Origin of the sequence: Roseovarius sp. M141 (assembly GCF_024355225.1) — a bacterium.
GTDB lineage: Bacteria > Pseudomonadota > Alphaproteobacteria > Rhodobacterales > Rhodobacteraceae > Roseovarius.
The window spans coordinates 3080909-3099983 of sequence record NZ_VCNH01000008.1 but is presented as its reverse complement, the minus strand read 5'-3'; the positions used below and the strand labels follow the sequence as shown (position 1 = coordinate 3099983).

At 61.9% G+C, this 19075-nt stretch carries 20 protein-coding genes; 11 read left to right on the top strand and 9 right to left on the bottom strand.

Going from position 1 to position 19075, the window contains the following annotated elements:
• Positions 1 to 9: 9 nt before the first annotated feature.
• Complete coding sequence (locus FGD77_RS18975) at positions 10 to 1218, bottom strand: cyclopropane-fatty-acyl-phospholipid synthase family protein (protein WP_255012635.1); 1209 nt, start codon at positions 1216 to 1218, stop codon at positions 10 to 12.
• Positions 1219 to 1484: 266 nt separating this feature from the next.
• On the opposite strand from FGD77_RS18975, the gene aspS reads away from it, so the two are divergent.
• The gene (gene aspS, locus FGD77_RS18970; protein WP_255014325.1) at positions 1485 to 3260 is read left to right on the top strand and encodes an aspartate--tRNA ligase; all 1776 of its coding nucleotides are present in this window, start codon (positions 1485 to 1487) and stop codon (positions 3258 to 3260) included.
• A 58-nt stretch (positions 3261 to 3318) separates the two neighbouring features.
• Here the strand turns inward: aspS and FGD77_RS18965 are convergent, their stop codons facing one another.
• Positions 3319 to 4038 carry a GNAT family N-acetyltransferase gene (locus FGD77_RS18965; RefSeq protein ID WP_255012633.1) on the bottom strand — a complete coding sequence of 240 codons (720 nt, stop codon included), beginning with the start codon at positions 4036 to 4038 and terminating at the stop codon, positions 3319 to 3321.
• A gap of 278 nt (positions 4039 to 4316) precedes the next feature.
• Complete coding sequence (locus FGD77_RS18960) at positions 4317 to 5036, bottom strand: response regulator (protein ID WP_255012631.1); 720 nt, start codon at positions 5034 to 5036, stop codon at positions 4317 to 4319.
• A 181-nt stretch (positions 5037 to 5217) separates the two neighbouring features.
• Here FGD77_RS18960 and mce point away from each other — a divergent pair, with 181 nt between their 5' ends.
• A complete protein-coding gene (mce, locus tag FGD77_RS18955; protein WP_255012628.1) occupies positions 5218 to 5622 on the top strand; it encodes a methylmalonyl-CoA epimerase in 405 nt (134 codons plus the stop codon).
• Positions 5622 to 5921 (top strand): DUF1467 family protein, encoded by a 300-nt coding sequence (locus tag FGD77_RS18950; RefSeq protein ID WP_255012625.1) that lies wholly within the window; start codon positions 5622 to 5624, stop codon positions 5919 to 5921. Before mce ends, FGD77_RS18950 begins: the two co-directional genes overlap by 1 nt.
• Here FGD77_RS18950 and FGD77_RS18945 read toward each other — a convergent pair.
• From FGD77_RS18945 to FGD77_RS18935, 3 genes are all read right to left on the bottom strand, one after another.
• The gene (locus FGD77_RS18945) at positions 5872 to 6576 is read right to left on the bottom strand and encodes an EI24 domain-containing protein (protein WP_255012622.1); all 705 of its coding nucleotides are present in this window, start codon (positions 6574 to 6576) and stop codon (positions 5872 to 5874) included. The genes FGD77_RS18950 and FGD77_RS18945 overlap by 50 nt on opposite strands.
• A complete protein-coding gene (locus tag FGD77_RS18940) occupies positions 6573 to 7151 on the bottom strand; it encodes a nitroreductase family protein (RefSeq protein ID WP_255012619.1) in 579 nt (192 codons plus the stop codon). Before FGD77_RS18940 ends, FGD77_RS18945 begins: the two co-directional genes overlap by 4 nt.
• A 68-nt stretch (positions 7152 to 7219) precedes the next feature.
• Entirely contained in the window at positions 7220 to 7480 is a 261-nt protein-coding gene (locus FGD77_RS18935; RefSeq protein WP_255012616.1) for a hypothetical protein, read from the bottom strand.
• A gap of 137 nt (positions 7481 to 7617) precedes the next feature.
• Between FGD77_RS18935 and FGD77_RS18930 the strand changes: the two genes are divergently transcribed.
• The gene (locus FGD77_RS18930; protein WP_255012614.1) at positions 7618 to 8322 is read left to right on the top strand and encodes a M48 family metallopeptidase; all 705 of its coding nucleotides are present in this window, start codon (positions 7618 to 7620) and stop codon (positions 8320 to 8322) included.
• The gene (locus FGD77_RS18925) at positions 8322 to 8678 is read left to right on the top strand and encodes a YigZ family protein (protein ID WP_255012611.1); all 357 of its coding nucleotides are present in this window, start codon (positions 8322 to 8324) and stop codon (positions 8676 to 8678) included. Before FGD77_RS18930 ends, FGD77_RS18925 begins: the two co-directional genes overlap by 1 nt.
• Before the next feature lie 6 nt (positions 8679 to 8684).
• On the opposite strand, the gene rimO is transcribed toward FGD77_RS18925, so the two are convergent.
• Complete coding sequence (gene rimO, locus FGD77_RS18920; protein WP_255012608.1) at positions 8685 to 10061, bottom strand: 30S ribosomal protein S12 methylthiotransferase RimO; 1377 nt, start codon at positions 10059 to 10061, stop codon at positions 8685 to 8687.
• A gap of 131 nt (positions 10062 to 10192) precedes the next feature.
• Between rimO and FGD77_RS18915 the strand changes: the two genes are divergently transcribed.
• The 6 genes from FGD77_RS18915 (at position 10193) to FGD77_RS22510 (ending at position 15708) form a co-directional block, all read left to right on the top strand.
• Entirely contained in the window at positions 10193 to 12175 is a 1983-nt protein-coding gene (locus tag FGD77_RS18915) for an AsmA family protein (protein ID WP_255012592.1), read from the top strand.
• A 772-nt stretch (positions 12176 to 12947) separates the two neighbouring features.
• Complete coding sequence (locus FGD77_RS18910; protein WP_255012589.1) at positions 12948 to 13793, top strand: Hint domain-containing protein; 846 nt, start codon at positions 12948 to 12950, stop codon at positions 13791 to 13793.
• A gap of 380 nt (positions 13794 to 14173) precedes the next feature.
• Complete coding sequence (locus FGD77_RS18905; protein WP_255012584.1) at positions 14174 to 14596, top strand: transposase; 423 nt, start codon at positions 14174 to 14176, stop codon at positions 14594 to 14596.
• A complete protein-coding gene (gene tnpB / locus FGD77_RS18900) occupies positions 14593 to 14832 on the top strand; it encodes an IS66 family insertion sequence element accessory protein TnpB (protein WP_255012581.1) in 240 nt (79 codons plus the stop codon). Before FGD77_RS18905 ends, tnpB begins: the two co-directional genes overlap by 4 nt.
• Positions 14833 to 15286: 454 nt before the next feature.
• Positions 15287 to 15577: a transposase gene (locus FGD77_RS18895; protein WP_255012578.1), complete on the top strand. Its 291-nt coding sequence runs from the start codon at positions 15287 to 15289 to the stop codon at positions 15575 to 15577.
• Entirely contained in the window at positions 15529 to 15708 is a 180-nt protein-coding gene (locus tag FGD77_RS22510) for a transposase domain-containing protein (protein WP_369682740.1), read from the top strand. Before FGD77_RS18895 ends, FGD77_RS22510 begins: the two co-directional genes overlap by 49 nt.
• A gap of 48 nt (positions 15709 to 15756) precedes the next feature.
• Here the strand turns inward: FGD77_RS22510 and FGD77_RS18890 are convergent, their stop codons facing one another.
• The gene (locus FGD77_RS18890; RefSeq protein WP_255012575.1) at positions 15757 to 17622 is read right to left on the bottom strand and encodes a Hint domain-containing protein; all 1866 of its coding nucleotides are present in this window, start codon (positions 17620 to 17622) and stop codon (positions 15757 to 15759) included.
• Between the two features lie 523 nt (positions 17623 to 18145).
• Positions 18146 to 19072 carry an ornithine carbamoyltransferase gene (argF, locus tag FGD77_RS18885; protein ID WP_255012572.1) on the bottom strand — a complete coding sequence of 309 codons (927 nt, stop codon included), beginning with the start codon at positions 19070 to 19072 and terminating at the stop codon, positions 18146 to 18148.
• Positions 19073 to 19075 lie beyond the last annotated feature (3 nt).

The window sequence follows — 19075 nt, the reverse complement described above, 5'->3', positions numbered from 1 at the left end:
CCGAATGCTCTAACGATTACCGCGATAAAGATAATCCCGCGTCAGTGGCACGGCATCCTGGCGCCGCGATAGCTGCACCTGAAAAACCACCTGCCGGTCAAGCCGAAAGGCAAGTTCAGAAACCTTCAGATAATAGCGCCACATCCGGCAGAATCGATCATCATACAATCGCCGCGCGTCATCGATGCGCGCCATGAACCGATCATACCACAGGCGCAGCGTCTGGGCGTAATGCAGGCGCCAGACCTCCAGATCTGTGGTGATCAGGCCCGAGCGTTCAATCGCGGCAGACATTTCCGACAGCGACGGCACATAGCCGCCCGGAAAGATGTATTTCAGGATCCACGGGCTGGTCACGCCCGGCGGCTTGGCCCGTCCGATAGTGTGGACCAGCGCGATGCCATCCTCGGTCAGCAAATCATTTATCTTTTTGAAATAGGTTCGATATTGTGGCGTGCCGACATGTTCGAACATTCCGACTGACACGATGCGATCGAACGACCCTTCGACATCCCGGTAATCTATCAGCTCGAATCTCGCGCGATCGTCCAGCCCCGCGTCGCGGGACCGCTGGTTGGCGATTCTGTGCTGCTCTTCGCTGAGCGTCACACCCAAGACCTGCGCGCCATGATCGCGCGCCAGCGTCAGGCCCATACCGCCCCAGCCGCAGCCGATATCCAGAATGCGCATCCCCGGCCTTAGCAGCAGCTTGCCTGCGATATGCGCCTTCTTGGCGTCCTGAGCCTCGTCCAGCGTCATGCCGTCGCGCCTGAAATAGGCGCAGGAATATTGCCGGTCCTCGTCCAGAAATAAATCATAGAGCGCGCCCGACAGATCATAGTGATGCGCCACATTCTGCCGCGACCGGCCGACCGGATTAAACTGCTGTGCGCGGCGCCCCAGATACCGCAGGATGCGGAGCGGATGGCGCACCCAACGTCGCCCCTGTGCTGCCATATTGGCGAGGCATAACCGCAAAAAACCCTCCAGATCGTCGCCTTCGATAGTCAGTTGGGCATCTACATATCCCTCTCCTACGCCCATTTCGGGGGACAGCATGATACGGCGGGGCAGGCTGGCGTCTTTCAGGACGACGGCCACCTGCGGTCCGGGGGCGCTGCCCTGATAGGTTTTTAGGTCGCCGTTCGGATAGGTGACGCTCAGGCGTCCTTGCTGGATAAGTCCTGTCAGAAAATGGTGAAGGGCCATATTCCACATATCTCACCCCCATGTCTGCGGGCGATGTGGGGCGCCGCGCGTGACAATGTTGACGTTAAATCGTAACGCATACCTGTGCTGTCTGGTTTCCAGAGCTGGTGAGATAACACGCCCCATACCGCCGGGCCGATATCTTCAGGGCCGGTGACGTCGACGTTCCCGCGTCGGCCTCCACCGGCCCCGCCCCTTGACTTTGCGGCCCGGGGCATGTGTATCGGCCCAATGTCACGACAGCCCCCAACGGGGCCGCCAAAGGGGATCCGATGATGCACGCCTATCGCAGCCATACCTGCGCCGACCTTACGAAATCAGACGTGGGCGACACCGTGCGCCTGTCCGGCTGGGTCCACCGCATCCGCGATCACGGCGGCGTCCTGTTTGTCGATCTGCGCGATCACTATGGCATGACGCAGTTGATCTGCGACCCCGACAGCCCGGTTTTCGATCAGGTCGACGCCGTGCGCAGCGAGTGGTGCATCCGTATCGACGGCAACGTCAAGGCGCGTGATGAGGCGCTGATAAACCCCAAGCTGCCCACCGGCGAGATCGAGGTTTTCATCCGCGATATCGAGGTTCTGGGCGCGTCCAAGGAACTGCCCCTGATGGTGTTCGGCGATCAGGACTATCCCGAGGAAACACGCCTGAAGCACCGCTATCTGGACCTGCGCCGCGAGGCGATGCAGCGCAACATGACGCTGCGCAGCGATGTCGTGGCGTCCATGCGCCGCCGCATGTGGGATCAGAGCTTCCGCGAATACCAGACGCCGATCATCACCGCCTCTTCTCCCGAGGGCGCGCGCGATTTTCTGGTGCCCTCGCGGCTGCATCCGGGCAAGTTCTACGCGTTGCCGCAGGCGCCGCAGCTGTTCAAGCAGCTGATCATGGTGTCGGGCTTTGACAAGTATTTCCAGATCGCGCCGTGTTTCCGCGACGAAGATCCGCGCGCCGACCGCTCGCCCACGGATTTCTACCAGCTCGACCTTGAGATGTCCTTTGTTGAGCAGCAGGACGTGTTCGACACGATCCAGCCCGTCATTCAGGGCGTTTTCGAGGAATTCGGCGGTGGCCGCAAAGTCGACACCGAGTGGCCCCAGATCAGCTACGCCGACGCGGCGCTGTGGTACGGGACCGACAAGCCGGACCTGCGCAACCCGATCAAGATGCAGGTCGTCTCGGATCATTTCCGCGGCTCCGGCTTTGCCATCTTTGCCAAGCTGCTGGAGCAGGAAGGCACTGAAATCCGCGCCATCCCGGCGCCCGGTGGCGGTAGCCGCAAGTTCTGCGACCGCATGAATGCGTTTGCACAGAAAGAGGGCCTGCCGGGGATGGGCTATATCTTCTGGCGCGACGGGGAGAACGGCATGGAGCCGGCAGGCCCCCTCGCCAAAAATATCGGCCCCGAGCGGACCGAAGCCATCCGTCAGCAACTTGGCCTCGGCGTTGGCGACGCAGCATTCTTCCTTGGCGGCAAGCCTTCTGCGTTCGAGCGTGTGGCGGGCAAGGCGCGCACCGAGATCGGCGCTGAGCTGAAGCTGACGGACGAAAATCGCTTCGCCTTTGCGTGGATCGTGGATTTTCCGATGTATGAGGCGGACGAGGAGACGGGCAAGATCGACTTCTCGCACAACCCCTTCTCGATGCCGCAGGGCGGGCTTGAGGTGCTGGAGGGCGATCCGCTGAAAGTGCTGGGATATCAGTATGATCTGGCCTGCAATGGCTACGAGTTGATTTCGGGCGCGATCCGCAACCACCGTCTCGATGTCATGATCGCGGCGTTCGAGAAGGCCGGTTATGACGAGGCCGAGGTGCACAGCCGCTTTGGTGGCCTTGTGCAGGCGTTCCAATATGGCGCGCCGCCGCATGGTGGCTGCGCGGCGGGGATCGACCGCATCGTGATGCTGCTGGCGGACGAGGCGAATATCCGCGAGGTCATCATGTTCCCGATGAACCAGCGCGCCGAAGATCTGATGATGAACGCCCCCAGCGCGCCCACTTCCGATCAACTGATGGAGCTGAGCCTGCGGGTGATCCCGCAGGAGTGATCCGGCGGTACGCTGTTGAATTTACGGGCGGGGGCCGAGGGCCTTCGCCCGTTTTGCGTCAGCGCCCCAGCGCCGGATCATCCGACACGCGGACCAGCCGCGTCAGATCGCTGAGCGATGATTTCTGCTGTCCAGTTTCGCCGAAATTCGACGGATCCAGCCACAGGCGAAACGCTTCGTCCAGCGCGGGCCATTCGGCGTCGATGGCGGCAAACCATGCAGTGTCGCGGTTACGCCCCTTGACCACCGTCGCCTGCCTGAAAATACCCTCATAGCTCAGCCCCAGCCGCTGCGCGGCGCTGCGGGAGGGCAAGTTCAGCGCGTCACATTTCCATTCATACCGCCGATACCCGGCCTCAAAGGCCCAGCCCATCATCAGATACATCGCCTCACTCGCCGCGATGGTACGCTGTAGCGCGGGCGCCATGGCGATATATCCCACCTCGATCGACCCCGCAGAAGGCTGAACCCGCAGGTAAGAGGCGAAGCCGCCATAAGCCTCGCGGTCCTTGTCATAAATGGCGAAGAATACATAATCTGGCGACGCGGTAATGTCGCGCATCCAGCGGTGAAACTGCGCCGAGGACGCGAAGGGTCCTACGGGCATGTAGTCCCAGACCGCGTCATGACCATCGAACGCCTGAAACAGCAGCGCCGCGTGGTCGGCTGCGTCCAGCGGCTCCAGCCGGACATGCGCCCCGTCCAGCACCATGGCCGCGGGGGCGGGCGGGGGTGTCCAGTCATCCAGTGCCGTGCCGCGCGGGCGGGGATCGCTCATCAGTAGGCCTCGCTATGCTGCTCAAGGCAATAATAGGGGCTGGGCCGCGCAGGGGAAGCGGTTTCTTGGGTGTGTTTTGCGACGTGCAAGGGCAACCAGATGCCCGAGTGCCCTCAAGAATCAGGCGGGAATCGTCGCCCATGTCCAAACCCGGCACACGGGTCTTTTCAGCAAGTCGCCGCGTCTCATGGCATCGGTCGCTTCTGTCTGCGCGCGCCCGCTGTGTAATGTGAGTTTGCGCTGCGTGCTTTGGATCAGTCTGCGCAAGCCAACCGCGATCACATCGCCGCCCGGTTGTCCAATCGCTCTTGCACCAGTCCGGCGACCCGCGCCACGCGGCTGTTCAGGGCTGCACCGCTGCGCCGCCCTTCACCGGCCAGCGCATCGGCAGCGAGGGCCAACGGGCCATCATCGGCCGCGCGTGCCACGCCGCGAAGGAACTGCGCGACATAGTCCAGCACCGGCCCCTCGGCATGTTCGCCCAGAAGATTCGACACATGCACCATGTCATCACGGTAGGCCAGTGGATCGGGGTGCACGTCCTCATCGGGCAGGATACGCGGTCCGCTGGGCCGACGGTCTTCGGGCATGGTGGACAGCACGGCCTGCTGAAAGACGCCCAGATTGGTCAGGGGTTTGGCCAGAAACCCATCGGCCCCTGCGGCCATTGCATCCGCCCGGCCCCCGTCAAGGCCGCTGGTGGCGATGATCGATGTCACGCGCGGCGCGGCGTCGGCCAGTTCCTTGATCAAATCCGCGCCCGAGCCATCGGGCAGGCCCAGATCGATGATCACCGCCGTGGGGCGGTAGACCGACAGGTGGCGACGCGCCGAACGCAGGCAATCGGCCCGCCGAATCCGTGCGCCCGAATGCAGGCACATCAGCCGCATGGCATCGCACGCATATAGGCTATCCTCGACCACCAGGATCGTCATGCCCAGCAACGGGCGCAGGGCGGTGGGGTTCTTGATGGGGTTCAGTACAGGCAGATCGTCCATGCGTATCTCTCCTTTTGGCAACATCCGACTCAAGAGTTACGCAGACTTGGCTAACGCGGGGTTAACGTCTCAGGTGGAATCTTGATCCTGTTGCAGGCGCCATGCGTCACAGCGCCCGCTTGCCACCACCGCGCACGCGCGCGATAACATGCGCCACCTGCACCGAACAAAAGGACAGCCCATGATCGGACGCCTCAATCACGTGGCCATCGCCGTGCCCGACCTTACCGCCGCCATCGCGCAATATAGCGGCGCGCTGGGCGCCGATGTCGGCGCGCCGCAGGACGAGCCTGACCACGGCGTGACCGTGGTTTTCATCAATCTTCCCAATACCAAGATCGAGCTGCTGTATCCGCTGGGCGATGCCAGTCCGATCACCGGCTTTCTGGAAAAGAACCCGTCGGGCGGCATCCATCATGTCTGCTATGAGGTCGATGATATCGCGGCTGCGCGCGAGCGTCTGGTTGCATCCGGCGCGCGGGTGCTGGGGGATGGCGCGCCCAAGATCGGCGCCCATGGCAAGCCGGTGCTGTTTCTGCATCCCAAAGATTTCAACGGCTGCCTGATAGAGCTGGAGGAAGTCTGATGGGCCCGGTCACCGGTCTGGTCCTCTATGCGGTCATCTGGTCGATGATCTTTATGGTCGCCATCCCGATTCGCCTGCAAACCCAAACCGAGGCAGGCGCGGTGGTCCCCGGCACGCATGGCGGATCGCCGCAGCGCCACGATCTGAAGAAAAAGGCGTGGATCACCACGCTGGTCGCGCTGCTGCTCTGGGCGCTGGCCGCGTGGATCATCCTGACGGGTCAGATCACGCTGAGCGATATCGACCTGTTCACACGGTTCGGGCCCGGCCCGATTGAAGAGCGTGGACTAGGTGGGTAAAGGTCGCGGCCCCCAAGATCGGAATGATCAGGTTCAATAACGGCACGCTGAGCGGGATTGCCATCAGCACGCCCGCCAGCCAGATCCGCAACCAGTGACGGCGGCGCAGATCGCGCGCCCCGTCGCGGCCCAGTCGCCGCATCGCCGCCAGCTGGAAATACTCGCGCCCCAGAAGAAACCCGTTCAGCGCCCAGAAAATGGCCAGCGTGGCAAAGGGCAGAAATGCGTAGAGCACCAGCGCCAGAAGGTTGGCGCCGATCAGAACCCCCAGAAATGCAAACGTGTCGCGCACCGTGTCCATCCATGGCAGGCGCGGCACCGGGGGCAGGTCCGGATAATGTCGCGCCTCCACCGCCGCAGCGACATCGTCGAGAAAAAGCGACGTGATGGCCGAGGCGACCGGCATCATCAGAAAGACCGACATGGTCATCATCAGCACCAGACTGCTCCAGCCCAGCAGATCGTCCACCCAGCGCACTTCGCCCACCAGCGGCAGCGTTACAACGTCGCCGGTCAACCAACTGATCACCATCAGGACGCCGGCATAGGTCGCAAACAGCAGCGCGACGGTCAACGCCAGCCCCAGAAACAGGACGCGGCGAAATCGTGGGTCTCCCATCTGCGACAATGCCTTGGCAAAGCTGGAAAATATCATGCGCCGTCCCAGGTCGTCAGTGCCGCGACATCGGGGCGGGGCCGCTCGGGCGGGGGGGTCGTTTCGGTTCCGATATGGATGAAGCCTGCCACGCGCTCGGCCGTGGTCAGGCCCAGATTATCGCGCACGAAGCCGGGATCGTGACTGGGCCACCCGCTCAACCAGTTGGCCCCCCAGCCCGCAGCGAGCGCGGCGTTCAGCAGCCCCAGACAGGCCGCACCGGCCGAATAGGTCTGCTCAATCGCGGGGATCTTGGGCGAGGGGCGCTGAACCTCGATGACGGCGACCACCAGCGCAGCGTCGTCGAACTGCTTTTGTGCTTTGGCGATTGCTGCATCGTCCAGCCCGTCTGCCGCATCGCACGTGGCCACCGCAGCCGACAGCCGATCCAGTGCCGCCCGGCCCAGTACGATAAAGCGCCACGGCTCCAGCTTGCCATGGTCCGGCGTGCGCGCGGCGGCGGTCAGCAGCGGCATGAGCTGGGCGCGGTCCGGCACCGGCAGGCCCAGCGTCTTGGCCGGGCGCGAACGGCGCGTCAGCAGAAAGTCCAGCGCTTGGGGGCTAGGGTCGGGCATGGCGATATCTCCGGGAATTGCGGTCACGCCCCCTATGTCGGTATGCGGCGCACTCCGGTCAAGGGGCTTCAGCCCTGTGGCGCCCGGGTGTAGACCCCTTCGGGCAGGTCCAGTGCAGCCCCCAGATCGCGCAGCTGCGCCATGGACAGCGTAATGGTGCGCGTCTCGCCCAGGCGGGGATCGTATTGATTGATGGTGACGCATTCCTCGAACGCGTGGATGATCACGTCCTCCTGCAACGGCGTGGTGGGCGCGCCGGGGGCGGGCGGGGCAAAATCATCGACCAGCGTGATCACTGTCGCGTCGAATTCATGTTCGATCGAAAACATCTGCAAGACCCCCCGTCGCTGCCGCCAGTGGCCAGTTTGGTCCGATCGGCGGCGCCTTGCAAGCGGCCAGCAAACCTGCTGGCCCTCGGCGCCGGGCGCGGATAAACTGAGGCAAATCAGTCGATCGGAGATCATCCATGCGTAAATTGACGCTTTTATGCGTTCTGGCACTGGCAGCGTGCGACGTGCAGGGCCCCGCGCCCCAGCAGCAACCCGGCGCCGCGCGCCCCAAGCCCACGATATCGACGCCGACATCTGCGAAAATCTCGCAGTTCAAGGCTGTCGTCGCGGCGGTCGAACCCGTGGCCGAGCAGGAATGCCGGGCCCGGACGAGGGGCGCCAATTGCGATTTTCGCATCGTCGTGGATGATCGCCGGGGCCAGCCTGCAAACGCCTTTCAGACGGTGGACGCGCAGGGGCGCCCGATTCTGGCGTTCAACCTCGCGCTGATCGCAGAGGTGCGCAACCGCGACGAACTGGCCTTTGTCATGGGGCACGAGGCGGCGCATCACATCAGCGGCCATCTGGACCGGCAGCGCAACAATGCGATGACAGGCGCGATCCTGCTGGGCGGTCTGGCGGCGATTACCGGTGCCGGGCAGGGCGCTGTGCAGAACGCGACGGATCTGGGGGCGGGCCTTGGCGCGCGCACCTATTCCAAGGATTACGAACTGGAGGCCGACGCGCTGGGCACGGTCATCACGCGCCGCGCGGGGTATAATCCGGTACGCGGTGCCGCCTTCTTTACCCAGATCGCCGATCCGGGCGACCGCTTCCTTGGGACGCACCCGCCCAACGCCAAGCGGATCGAGACGGTGCGGCGGGTCGACGCCAGCCTCTGATGCGCCAACTGACCGGCATCGTCAGCGACCGGGGATCGAAATATGCGGTCTCCGGTGGCCCCGCCGCCACGCGGGAAGATGTCGATGCGTTTCTCAAGGATCTGAAGCGCGACAAGAAATTCGCCAAGGCCACGCATAATACGTGGGGTGTTCTGCTGCCCGACGGCACGCCGCTGAAGGGCGACGACGGCGAGGCCGGGGCAGGTATGGTGATCATCCGCATGCTGGAGCGCGCAGAACTGACCGGCCAGCTGATCGTTGTCACCCGATGGTATGGCGGCAAGCATCTGGGCGGGGATCGGTTCCGGCATGTGCAGACATGCGTGGCCGAATGGCTGGAGGCCTACAGCGGCTGAACGCGCCTAGGGTGCGACGGTGCCCCACAGATCATATTCGCCCGCCTCATCGACCAGAACGCGTACGATGTCGCCAACAGAGATGTCATCCGTCCCCTCGTCGATGAATAGATTGCCGTCAATTTCGGGCGCGTCTGCCTTGGTTCGGCAGGTGGCGATGCCATCTTCGTCGACGTCGTCGACTATGACATCTTGCACAGAGCCAACTTTTGCAGCCAGTTTTTCCACGGAAATCGCCTGTGCCTTTTCCATAAAGCGATCCCAGCGGTTCTGTTTGACCTCATCTGGCACATGGTCCGGCAGATCGTTGGACCGCGCCCCGGCGACGTTTTCGTACTGGAAGCAACCGACGCGATCCAGCTGCGCCTCGTCCAGCCAATCCAGCAGGGTTTGGAACTCTGCCTCCGTCTCGCCGGGGTAGCCAACGATGAAGGTGCTGCGCAGGGTGATGTCCGGGCAGACGTCACGCCAGGCGGCGATTTCATCCAGCGTCCTGGCCGCAGCCGCAGGGCGTGCCATGCGGCGCAGCACATCGGGGTGGGCGTGCTGGAACGGGATGTCCAGATAGGGCAGCACCAGCCCGTCCGCCATCAGCGGAATCAGATCGCGCACATGCGGATAGGGATAGACGTAATGTAGCCGCACCCATGCGCCGAGGCTGCCCAGATCGCGCGCCAGATCGGCGATATGCGCGCGGTGGCCGCGCTCTTCGGCGTGCTTGATATCGACACCGTAGGCCGATGTGTCCTGCGAAATGACCAGCAGTTCGCGCACGCCGTTCTCGACCAGCTTTTCCGCCTCGCGCAGCACCGCATGGGCGGGCCGCGAGGCAAGGCGTCCGCGCATGTCGGGGATAATGCAGAACTTGCACTTGTGGTTGCAACCCTCAGAAATCTTTAGGTAAGAATAGTGTCTGGGGGTCAGGCTGACCGCCGATTTCGGCAGCAAGTCGATGAAGGGATCGGGCTTGGCCGGCACGGCGGCATGGACGGCGTCCAGCACCTGCTCGTACTGGTGCGGGCCGGTTACGGCCATGACGCTGGGATGCGCGCCGGTGATATATTCCGGCTCGGCGCCGAGGCATCCGGTGACGATCACGCGTCCGTTTTCCTGCAATGCCTCACCAATGGCGCTGAGGCTTTCGGCCTTGGCCGAATCGAGAAATCCGCAGGTGTTCACGATCACCGCATCGGCCCCGATATAGTCAGGCGAAATCCCGTAGCCCTCGGCACGCAGGCGCGTGAGGATGCGTTCGCTGTCCACCAGAGCCTTGGGGCAGCCCAGCGATACCATGCCGATGGTCGGCTGGCCGTCGCGTTTGGGGGCGGGTGTCAGGCGTGCGCGGGCCAGATCGGGGCGCAGGTCGGGGGGATTGGTGCTCATCCGCCGCATATAGACGAGGCGCGGCGCGCGCAAAAGGGGCAAACTGTTGCCGCCGGATCGGCGTGCGCCTACAGTTTGACGCAAACGGTCGCAGTCCCGCAGGCCAAGTGAGCAGAGCAAAGAGCAGTCGGATGAAATTTCTCTTAAAACTTCTGGTGTTTATCCTCGTTGCGGTGGCCATCGCGGTCGGCGCGCTGTTCTTTTTGCCGGGTGAGCGCATCGCGCGCATTGCCGCCGAGCGGATCAGCGACATGACGGGCCGCGAGGTCACGATGACTGGCGAGACCTCGATCAGCTTCTATCCGGTTCTCGGAATCAGTACGGGCCAGACCACCATTGCCAACGCAGATTGGGGCACTGGCGGCCCCATGCTGAGCGCGGGCAGCCTCAAGCTGGGCGTCGATCCGATCGCGCTGATCCGGGGTGACATCCGCATCACCGGGCTGGAAGTGACGCAGCCGCGTATCGTGATCGAGCGCGGCAAGGACGGGCGTGGCAACTGGCAGATCGGGGTCGCTGGAGTCGCCTCGACGGAGCAGGCGGACGCGGCGCCGGGCGCCGCGCCCAAATCCGACCGTCTGGCGCTGACGCTGGACCGGGCGCTGATCACCGATGCGTCTGTGGTCTACATCGACCACGCGGCAGGCACGCGGCGGCAGATCGAGGGAATGGATCTGGAGATGCGCTGGCCCACTTACGCGGGCGAGGGAACCTTCGAGGGGGTCCTGCGTCCGGCGGGCGAGGATGTGCGCGTCACCGGGCGTCTGGGCGAAGTGGGTCCGTTTCTGGAAGGGGCAGTATCGCCTGTCACGCTGACGATCTCGACGGGTGGCGCCACGTTTACGGTTGATGGCCGCGCCACGACCGCACCGCAACTGGACGGGAAAATGTCGGCGGATATCGACAACACCGAGCGTTTCATGGCCGCGCTGGGCCTGCCCGTGACCCGCCCGCCCAAGGGGCTTGGGCGGGCGATCATGGCCAACTCCCAGATCAACCTGACCGAGGATCTGCGACTGTCCCTGCGGGATCTGTCCCTGGATCTTGACGGAAACAGCGTGACCGGCGCGCTTGATGTGGCAACATCGGGCGCCCGCCCGCGCATCACGGCACAGTTGAACGCAGGCGCGCTGGACCTGGCCGGTCTGACCGGGGGCGAGGCCGCAGGCGGTAGCGGTGGCAGCGGCGGCGCGTCCCAGCCGCGCGACACCGGATGGTCCACCGCGCCCATCGACGCAAGCGCGCTGAGCGTCGCGGATGCCAACATCGCGCTCACCGCGAGCAGCATCGATATGGGGCAGTTCAAATTCGGCGCCGCGCGTATCCGCCTGACCATCGACAACGCTCGCGCCGTCGCCGAGTTGCAGGAATTGCAAGGCTACGGCGGCACCATCGGCGGGCAGGTCGTGGCCAACAACCGCTCGGGCCTGTCGGTCGGCGGCGATCTGACCGCGCGCGGCATTGATATGGAGCGGCTTTTGACAGATGCCGCCGGGATTACCCGGTTTGCGACCACCGGCACCGCCAGCCTCGATTTCCTGGGGGTTGGCCAATCTGTCGATGCGATCATGCGCAGCCTCAGCGGCAATCTCAAACTGGCCACCGGGCGCGGTGTCATCAGTGGCTTTGATCTGGATCGCCTCATGCGTACCGGCGATGGCAGTGGCGGCACCACCGTTTTTGACGAGGTCAGCGCCAGCTTTGCGATCAAGGACGGTGATATGCGGGGTGACGATCTGAACATGTCGATGCCGCTGGCCACCGCCACGGGCAAGGGGCGCATCGGTCTTGGGGCACGCGACATTGATTATCTCTTTACGCCAGTGCTTCTGCGCGGTGAAAACAGCCGGGGTCTGGCCATTCCGGTGCGTATCCGCGGCCCATGGTCGGGGCCCAGCATCCGCCCCGATCTGGAAAAGGCCATTGATCTCAACTTCAAGGAAGAGCGCAAGAAGCTGGAGAAAAAGGCCCGAGACGAGGTCAACAAGGAGATCGACAAGTTCGTTGAAAAGGAACTGGGCGTGAAGGTCCAGGACGGCCAGTCCGTCGAGGATGCGATCAAGGATGACGTCACGAAACGCGCCACCAAGGAGCTGTTCAAACTATTCGAATAACGCGCGGCCCGTCTTTGAACCTTCCTAAAATACGCGCGTCACAAGGCCCCGACCGGCACCCTCGCGGGGATCAACGGTAAAAAATTGACCAAAATAAAAGGGCCCCGCCGGATTGGTGATGCAGTCTGCGGCGTGGGAAAAGAAACTTTCTGCTTGATCAGTGCGCGCGGCATCCTTGGAATACGGCTCTTGGCGGTTGATCCGCATTATCGGAAAGTGAGTAGCGATTGCCGCCGGAATGTCGCGTATGGCGACCTTGCAGTTGGCAAAGATTGCGCCGGACGCAATACTGAACTTCTGGCACAGGTCTTGTGCGTGTGGATCTGATGGATTTTTATGTCATGGTAATAAACACAGCCGCACTCAGGGCAGATCGGTTTAGCTTCGATTTTGGCATTCCTGCTTCGATGCCTTGCGGCAATGAACTTTCAAATAGGGAGAACAATAAATAATCCCATGTGGTGTGCTTACCCCCACAATGGCGGATTATGGCAGACCCAATCTTCGCAAACCGGTGCTGTCGACGACGTTTTCATTCTTAATTTCTGCGAGGGAAGATACAGGCGGTTTCTATACCTTAAAAAATTGCACTATATTCCGTCATGTATTACTCTTCAAGAGACGATCCAGTGTGCGCGCCTTATGTTCGGCGGAAACGAGTGATTAATCAGTAATAAGGGGGCAACACGTCATGCCAACGGCCTATAGTGACCAGTTTCTAAGCATAAACCCGTTCGCCCCCCCCGCGGGGGGGACACCGCTGGGTGTTTCCGTGCTGGGCATCATCGATCAGAATGACGATGGCTTCATCAGTCGGGACGTCGGCGATACAGTTAATGGTAGCGTCGTAGACTTCTCGTATCCCGGTGATACCGTGACGATCAACGTTTCCGGAGTGGGTGATATCACCTACACCGGCGCCACATTCTACCTTGCAAACGGGCAGAGGGTATTCACCCCCACCGATGGGCAGATTCTTCAGAGTGGTACCTTCGTTTCCTCAACAGCCGCGCCTGATGAGGATCCGGTTGATGTCAGTCTTTTGGCCCCCCCATGCTTTACCGCTGGAACATTGATTGAAACGCCTTCGGGTCTGCGCAAGGTCGAGCTTCTCGAAGTGGGCGACGAGGTAGCGACCAAGGACAACGGGAGCCAACGGATCATCTGGATTGGCACCCGGACGGTCGGCGGGTCCGGGAATTTTGCGCCGATACACATCTCCGAGGGGGCGCTGGGCAACCGGCGGGATCTTGTTGTCTCGCCGCAGCATCGGATGCTGGTTAGCGGATGGCAGGCCGAGCTGCTGTTCGGAGAGGCTGAGGTTCTTGTAGCGGCAAAACATCTTATCAATGGCGATACGATCTATCGTGCCCCCTGCGCTCAGGTGACCTACCTTCATCTTATGCTCGATGAACACCAGATCATCTTTGCTGAAGGTGCGGCGACCGAAAGCCTTGATCCGACGTCACCCTTTCTGGCTGAAGACCCGGAATTCTCGCGGGAACTTGCGGCATTATTCCCAGAACTATCACTGGCTCCGCCGGTGCCGGCGCAATGCGCGCGCATGGTTCTAAAGGGATACGAGGGCGGAATGCTGACCTCGAAAACCAGGCAATAACGCAACACGATAACCCCACACCTCCCTAACCCTAGTCCAAACCTCCTCCGGCTTAGGTGGACCCATGGGGTTACTCTGCGACCTGACGCAGCCATTTTGTTCTTCGTCGGGCTTTGCCCCCCCCGGAAGGCGTCGAAAGATAACCGCAAACCTAAACTCCGGGCCTACAATCCTAATTTTAATGCAATCACTCATATCGACCGGACGTGGCGGAACGCAAAGATCGAAGGCGGTCATGCTGCGTTGATGGGTCTGCTCTGAACACGTTGGTCACTCGATCCTTGCGCGCGGGAGGCGTCACTTTCTGCGTAAGCACCAGCTGGCGCCCACCTTTTTCTGCTGGGTCGTTTTCGGGAAGCCGTGCCTATTCTGGAACAGGGATGGAGTTCCTCATTGGAAGGTCCGCTGGAGTTTTTCGGTCAGGCGGAGTGGTCAGCTTCGCTACGGGCCGACGGCGGAGATCTGATAATCTCACGGCGCGGTTTGTGGCTGATACGCTGGAGCGCGGGGTGAAGGTTCGTGATGTGGCCGACAGGTATGGCGTGCGCGCGAACCGGATTTCGGAGTGGCGGCGTCTTGCGAAGGACGGCAAGCTGGTCCTGCCTGATGTGCCGGGACCACCCGGATTTGCGCCGCTGATGCTGTGCGATGAGGCGCCTTCGGGTTCATCGCCGGAGACCACATCGGCCCCGGGCGCGCCTTCGATCGAGATCATGGTTGGCGAAGTATTGGTCGGCTTGGACGCGGGTACTTCGGCAGCGCGGATTGCCGAGATCGTGCGGGCCGTGGGATCGCCAACATGATGATGCCCTCGCACAGGGTGCGCATTTTGATGGCGACGCAGCCGGTCGATTTCCGCAAGGGGCATGACGGGCTGGCGGCGCTGGTGCAGTCGATTTTGCAGGAAGATGCCTTCACCGGCACAGTGTTCGTGTTTCGGGCCAAGCGGGTCGACAGGCTGAAGATCCTTTTACGGGATGGGGCCGGGCTTGCCCCTCTCGGGACATCGCTGCGCAATGCTCTGCCAGGCAGTGGATGACATATAAACGTCTGGAGGAGACGACGTTCGCCTGACCAGTGATCCGGGATGGTGTGAGGACGCTGGACCGGGCATAGCTCGATGCGCCGTTTGCGGGCTTGGATTGGCGCCAGGTCAGGGCGCCGTAGGCGCGCAGGCCATCTGCGGCAGACTGAATCAGGTACCTGAATATAGCGGGTATAGGTCTGATGTTGTGTTGTAAAATTGGCTAGGATCGCTGCCGCCAAAGACCTCGGTCTCTCTGTTTTGCCGCCTGATTACCGCGTGGCGTTCGAAGCCTTGCAGGCGACGCCGCGCGCGTCGCCGAGGTTGAAGAAATCAACGAGCGCCTCGAGCACCCGGTCGCCGAATTGAATCATGTGGTGCATGCCCGGCGCAAACTGACGGAGGTGTTCGACCGTGACGGTCCCGAGATCGCGGCGGAGGGCCTGCGCCGGGTAGCCGAGTCTACGCTGTGGAGGCCGACATAACTGGCATCGACCCCGGGCAACGTTTCTCGGCTCGACAGGCACGGACGGCCCCCTTGGTTGTCGCCTTCGGCGACTGGCTCCAGAAGCAGCGCCTGCGTGTCTCTACCAAATCCCGCCTTAGCGAAAAGCTTGCCCATATCCCCCATGACGGCCGCGTCGAGATCGGCTCCAACAGCATCGAGAACCTCATCCGCCCGGTCGCACTGAACAAGAAAACGCCCTGTTTGTGGGTCATGAGGAGGGCGGAAAAGCCTGGGGCCGCATCGCCTCGCTGATCGAAACCGCCAATATTAATGGCGTCGACCCCTTCGCCTATCTCAAGTCCACGCTGGAGGCCATAGCACGCGGGCATACCCAAAACCGCAACGACGTATTGCTGCCTTGGAACTTCAGGCCGCCAATTTGAAATCCTCGTGCTGTTCAGCTGGCGCTTACCCTGGGGCTGTCGGGGCGTTCAGGACAACAGCAGCTTAGCCTCATAACCTTTCAGTGAACGGCGCGCCGCGCGATAGGCGCTCAAGCCCTGCGCCTGCGCCAGCTCGGGAAACAGTCCCAGAATTTCGTCGCGCTGCTCCTGCCCGACTGCGCCCAGCGACGTGTCACCCGGCTGAAAGCTTTCGCTCCATGCGCCATCTGCCAGAATGACCTCGTGGGCATCGAACATGACGTGAATGTAACTGACACCCGCCGGGCGCACGCGTTCGACACCGTCCATACCGACAAGGTGTTTGGCCGCGACCAGGACTTCGGACTCCTCAAACAAAAGTTGCGCGGTGGCGCGGTTCAACAGCATCCTGTGGTTCGGGCTGACCATCATGTCGCGCACCGGCATGTTGGGCCCCAAGGAACCCGCGCGGATCAGAACCGGCTGTACCTTGGGCGTTGCGATCAGTTCGCCCACCCGCAGGTCGCGCCGCCCGCACCAGCGCACGGGCTGGAGACCATTGTCACGGGTGATGACGCGGTCACCGATCGACAGCATCTCGACCGGCACCTCGCCTCGCGGGGTTGCGATACGGGTTCCGGGGGTGAAGCAGATGACTTGCTCGATCTCTGAGTAGGTCATCGTATGGGTGACGTTGCCGGATGCATCCAGGAAATCCACCGTCCCGGATTCCGCGCCGGTCCTAGTAACATTGGTACTGAGTCCGCTCAGGTCCAGAACATCGACATCCAGACCATCCGCGTCCTCACCGCCAATCACCGTGTGGTTGCCCGCAGCGTCAAATCTGAATGTGTCGCTGTTATCTTCGCCTTCCAGACGATCGTTTCCGGCGCCGCCGACCAACAGATCGTCGCCCAGATCGCCCCTAACGGTATCGTTGCCTTCGCCGCCACTCAGCGTGTCCCGGCCTTCGCCGCCGAACAACTGGTCGTTGCCCGCGCCGCCCGTCACGATATCGTCGCCGGACCCGCCTTCGAGGGTGTCGTTCCCGTCGCCCCCATCGATGCTGTCGTTACCGCCCTGACCGAATATGACGTCCTGTCCGTCGCCCCCGAGAAGGGTATCGTCGCCCGCCACGACCGGAGTGATGACGACGTCGTCGATCAGGTCGCCCGAAAACGTGAACCCGGATTGCGTGGACCGCGCCTCTAGCGTGAACTCGATGAACTCGCGGTTTTCGAACTCGGTACTGAACCATGCATCCTGATCTGTCGGATCGTTCGCTTCGGTCCCTGCGGCAGTGACCTGCCCGCCAGTGGTCGTGACATTCAGCGAGGTATCCTGTGACGTTCCATAAGCAGAAAAGCTGTTGGAATCGATCGTGACAGATTCCTGATCTCCAACGCTGTTGCGATCCAGGTCATTGAATGTCGCGGTCGAGTTCAGCGCAACCGGATCACCTGTCGCCGGATCGAAAAACTCGAACCGGAAGCTGGCCGTTCTTCCGGCGCCGACCTGTTGCCACCACGGGCCGCTGTTCAGCAGGATTTCAGCACCGTTGGATCCAGAAATATCAATGTTCAGATTTGGGTCCGACGCGCCGGTAACGATCAAACGGCCCCAGACCGAAGTTCCGTCCTCCAGAACGGCAACGTCACGATAGATCGCCGAGTCGCCGACCCCCGCGTTGTTATTGCCGCTGGCCGTTTCGCTAACGAAGTTGGTGCTGCTCAGCAGGAGCGAGCCGGCATTGCTGCCCGGCGCCGTTCCGGTGCCCGCATCGCCGTAGATGACGTCATCGCCATCGCCGCCATCAATAAAATCATCTTGACCTTCACCTGAGATCAGGTCGTCGCCACCAAGGCCGGTGATTACGTCGTCGTCTTCGGTGCCCTGAAAAACATCATCATTGGGCGTGCCATTTATTATGGCCATCACTCATCTCCAGTGCGTTACTCGTCAACAAAAAAAACATACAAACACTGCAAGACCTTATATTACGGTTTAGCCGTTTTCGGCTATAGGCAAGTCTGCCTATTTTTCGAAGTATTGTAGCCTGTTCACGTGTGATGCCGGGGCGATCACACCGCTGTGTCCAAAGTCGTCGTCACGCTTGGGCTATACGGGCCTGTCTTGGCGAAGTGTTTATGCATTGGGCGAAAACGCTGGTTCAAGGAGTGTATGGCGTTGTTGCAGAGCATCTGCCGATGCGGGAGTTTTGGTGATATTCAATGATCCTGCATGGGGGAGGCGTGTTGAATCCCGTCCGCCCCCTGCCGCGCGGCCAAGACCGTTCGCGCGGCAGGGTGTCAAAGGACAAAGCGGGGGCACGGCTCATACTTGGGATCGGCGATAATGCCGTCCGGGAATACTCAACATCCTGACGTCAGCTTAACCCGGACGGTTCATATCAAACTGCGACGCTAAAACCGGATACCGGGTGACGGGCTATGCGCAGCTACAGACCCAGACACCAGCGCATCACGGCCTTCTGCGCGTGCAACCTGTTTTCGGCCTCATCGAAGACGACCGAGCTTGGTCCGTCCATGACCGCGCTTGTAGCTTCCTCCTCGCGGTGGGCGGGCAGGCAGTGCATGAAAAGGGCGTCTGGTTTGGCGGCGGCCATCAGCGCGTCGTTCACCTGATAAGGGCGCAGCATGTTGTGGCGCCGCTCTTTGGCGGATTGGCTGTCATGCATGCTGACCCAAGTGTCGGTGACGATCAGATCGGCGCCTGAGACGGCTTTGTGAGGGTCGCGTTCGATATCGATACGCGCGCCGGCCTTGCGGGCAAGTCCGATAAATTCCGCCTCCGGGTCCAGCTGCGCCGGGCCGGTGAAGGTCAGATCGAACCCGAACTGCCCTGCCGCGTGCAGGAAGGACGCGCAGACGTTGTTGCCGTCGCCGGACCAGACGACCTTCTTTCCGGCGATGGGGCCGCGGTGCTCCTCGTAGGTCAGGATATCGGCCATGATCTGGCAGGGATGGGTGCGGTCCGTCAGGCCGTTGATGACCGGCACATCGGCATATTCGGCCATTTCGATCAGCACCGATTCATCAAACGTGCGGATCATGATCAAGTCGACATACCTGCTGAGGACGCGGGCGGTGTCGGCAATCGTCTCGCCATGACCCAGCTGCATTTCCTGCCCCGACAGCAGCATCGTCTGCCCGCCCATCTGCCGCACGCCCACGTCAAAGCTGACCCGCGTGCGTGTCGACGGTTTTTCAAAGATCAGCGCGACCATTTGCCCGGCCAATGGCTGATCATCATCCGGTGCGCCGCGACTGCGCCCGGCGCGGGCGGATTTCATCGTGGCGGCACTGTCGATGATGCCGCGCAGGGCGGCGGGGTCGGTTTTATGGATGTCGAGAAAATGATTCATTGT

Bases quoted from the DNA above. Each gene is read 5' to 3' on its own strand.
- FGD77_RS18940 (WP_255012619.1), bottom strand. From the start codon at position 7,151: ATGCCCGACCCTAGCCCCCAAGCGCTGGACTTTCTGCTGACGCGCCGT.
- tnpB (WP_255012581.1), top strand. From the start codon at position 14,593: ATGATGATGCCCTCGCACAGGGTGCGCATTTTGATGGCGACGCAGCCG.
- aspS (WP_255014325.1), top strand. From the start codon at position 1,485: ATGCACGCCTATCGCAGCCATACCTGCGCCGACCTTACGAAATCAGAC.
- FGD77_RS18945 (WP_255012622.1), bottom strand. From the start codon at position 6,576: ATGATATTTTCCAGCTTTGCCAAGGCATTGTCGCAGATGGGAGACCCA.
- rimO (WP_255012608.1), bottom strand. From the start codon at position 10,061: ATGAGCACCAATCCCCCCGACCTGCGCCCCGATCTGGCCCGCGCACGC.
- FGD77_RS18950 (WP_255012625.1), top strand. From the start codon at position 5,622: ATGGGCCCGGTCACCGGTCTGGTCCTCTATGCGGTCATCTGGTCGATG.
- FGD77_RS18905 (WP_255012584.1), top strand. From the start codon at position 14,174: ATGGAGTTCCTCATTGGAAGGTCCGCTGGAGTTTTTCGGTCAGGCGGA.
- FGD77_RS18915 (WP_255012592.1), top strand. From the start codon at position 10,193: ATGAAATTTCTCTTAAAACTTCTGGTGTTTATCCTCGTTGCGGTGGCC.
- FGD77_RS18965 (WP_255012633.1), bottom strand. From the start codon at position 4,038: ATGAGCGATCCCCGCCCGCGCGGCACGGCACTGGATGACTGGACACCC.
- FGD77_RS18890 (WP_255012575.1), bottom strand. From the start codon at position 17,622: ATGGCCATAATAAATGGCACGCCCAATGATGATGTTTTTCAGGGCACC.
- argF (WP_255012572.1), bottom strand. From the start codon at position 19,072: ATGAATCATTTTCTCGACATCCATAAAACCGACCCCGCCGCCCTGCGC.
- FGD77_RS18930 (WP_255012614.1), top strand. From the start codon at position 7,618: ATGCGTAAATTGACGCTTTTATGCGTTCTGGCACTGGCAGCGTGCGAC.
- FGD77_RS18925 (WP_255012611.1), top strand. From the start codon at position 8,322: ATGCGCCAACTGACCGGCATCGTCAGCGACCGGGGATCGAAATATGCG.
- FGD77_RS18960 (WP_255012631.1), bottom strand. From the start codon at position 5,036: ATGGACGATCTGCCTGTACTGAACCCCATCAAGAACCCCACCGCCCTG.
- mce (WP_255012628.1), top strand. From the start codon at position 5,218: ATGATCGGACGCCTCAATCACGTGGCCATCGCCGTGCCCGACCTTACC.
- FGD77_RS18975 (WP_255012635.1), bottom strand. From the start codon at position 1,218: ATGTGGAATATGGCCCTTCACCATTTTCTGACAGGACTTATCCAGCAA.
- FGD77_RS18935 (WP_255012616.1), bottom strand. From the start codon at position 7,480: ATGTTTTCGATCGAACATGAATTCGACGCGACAGTGATCACGCTGGTC.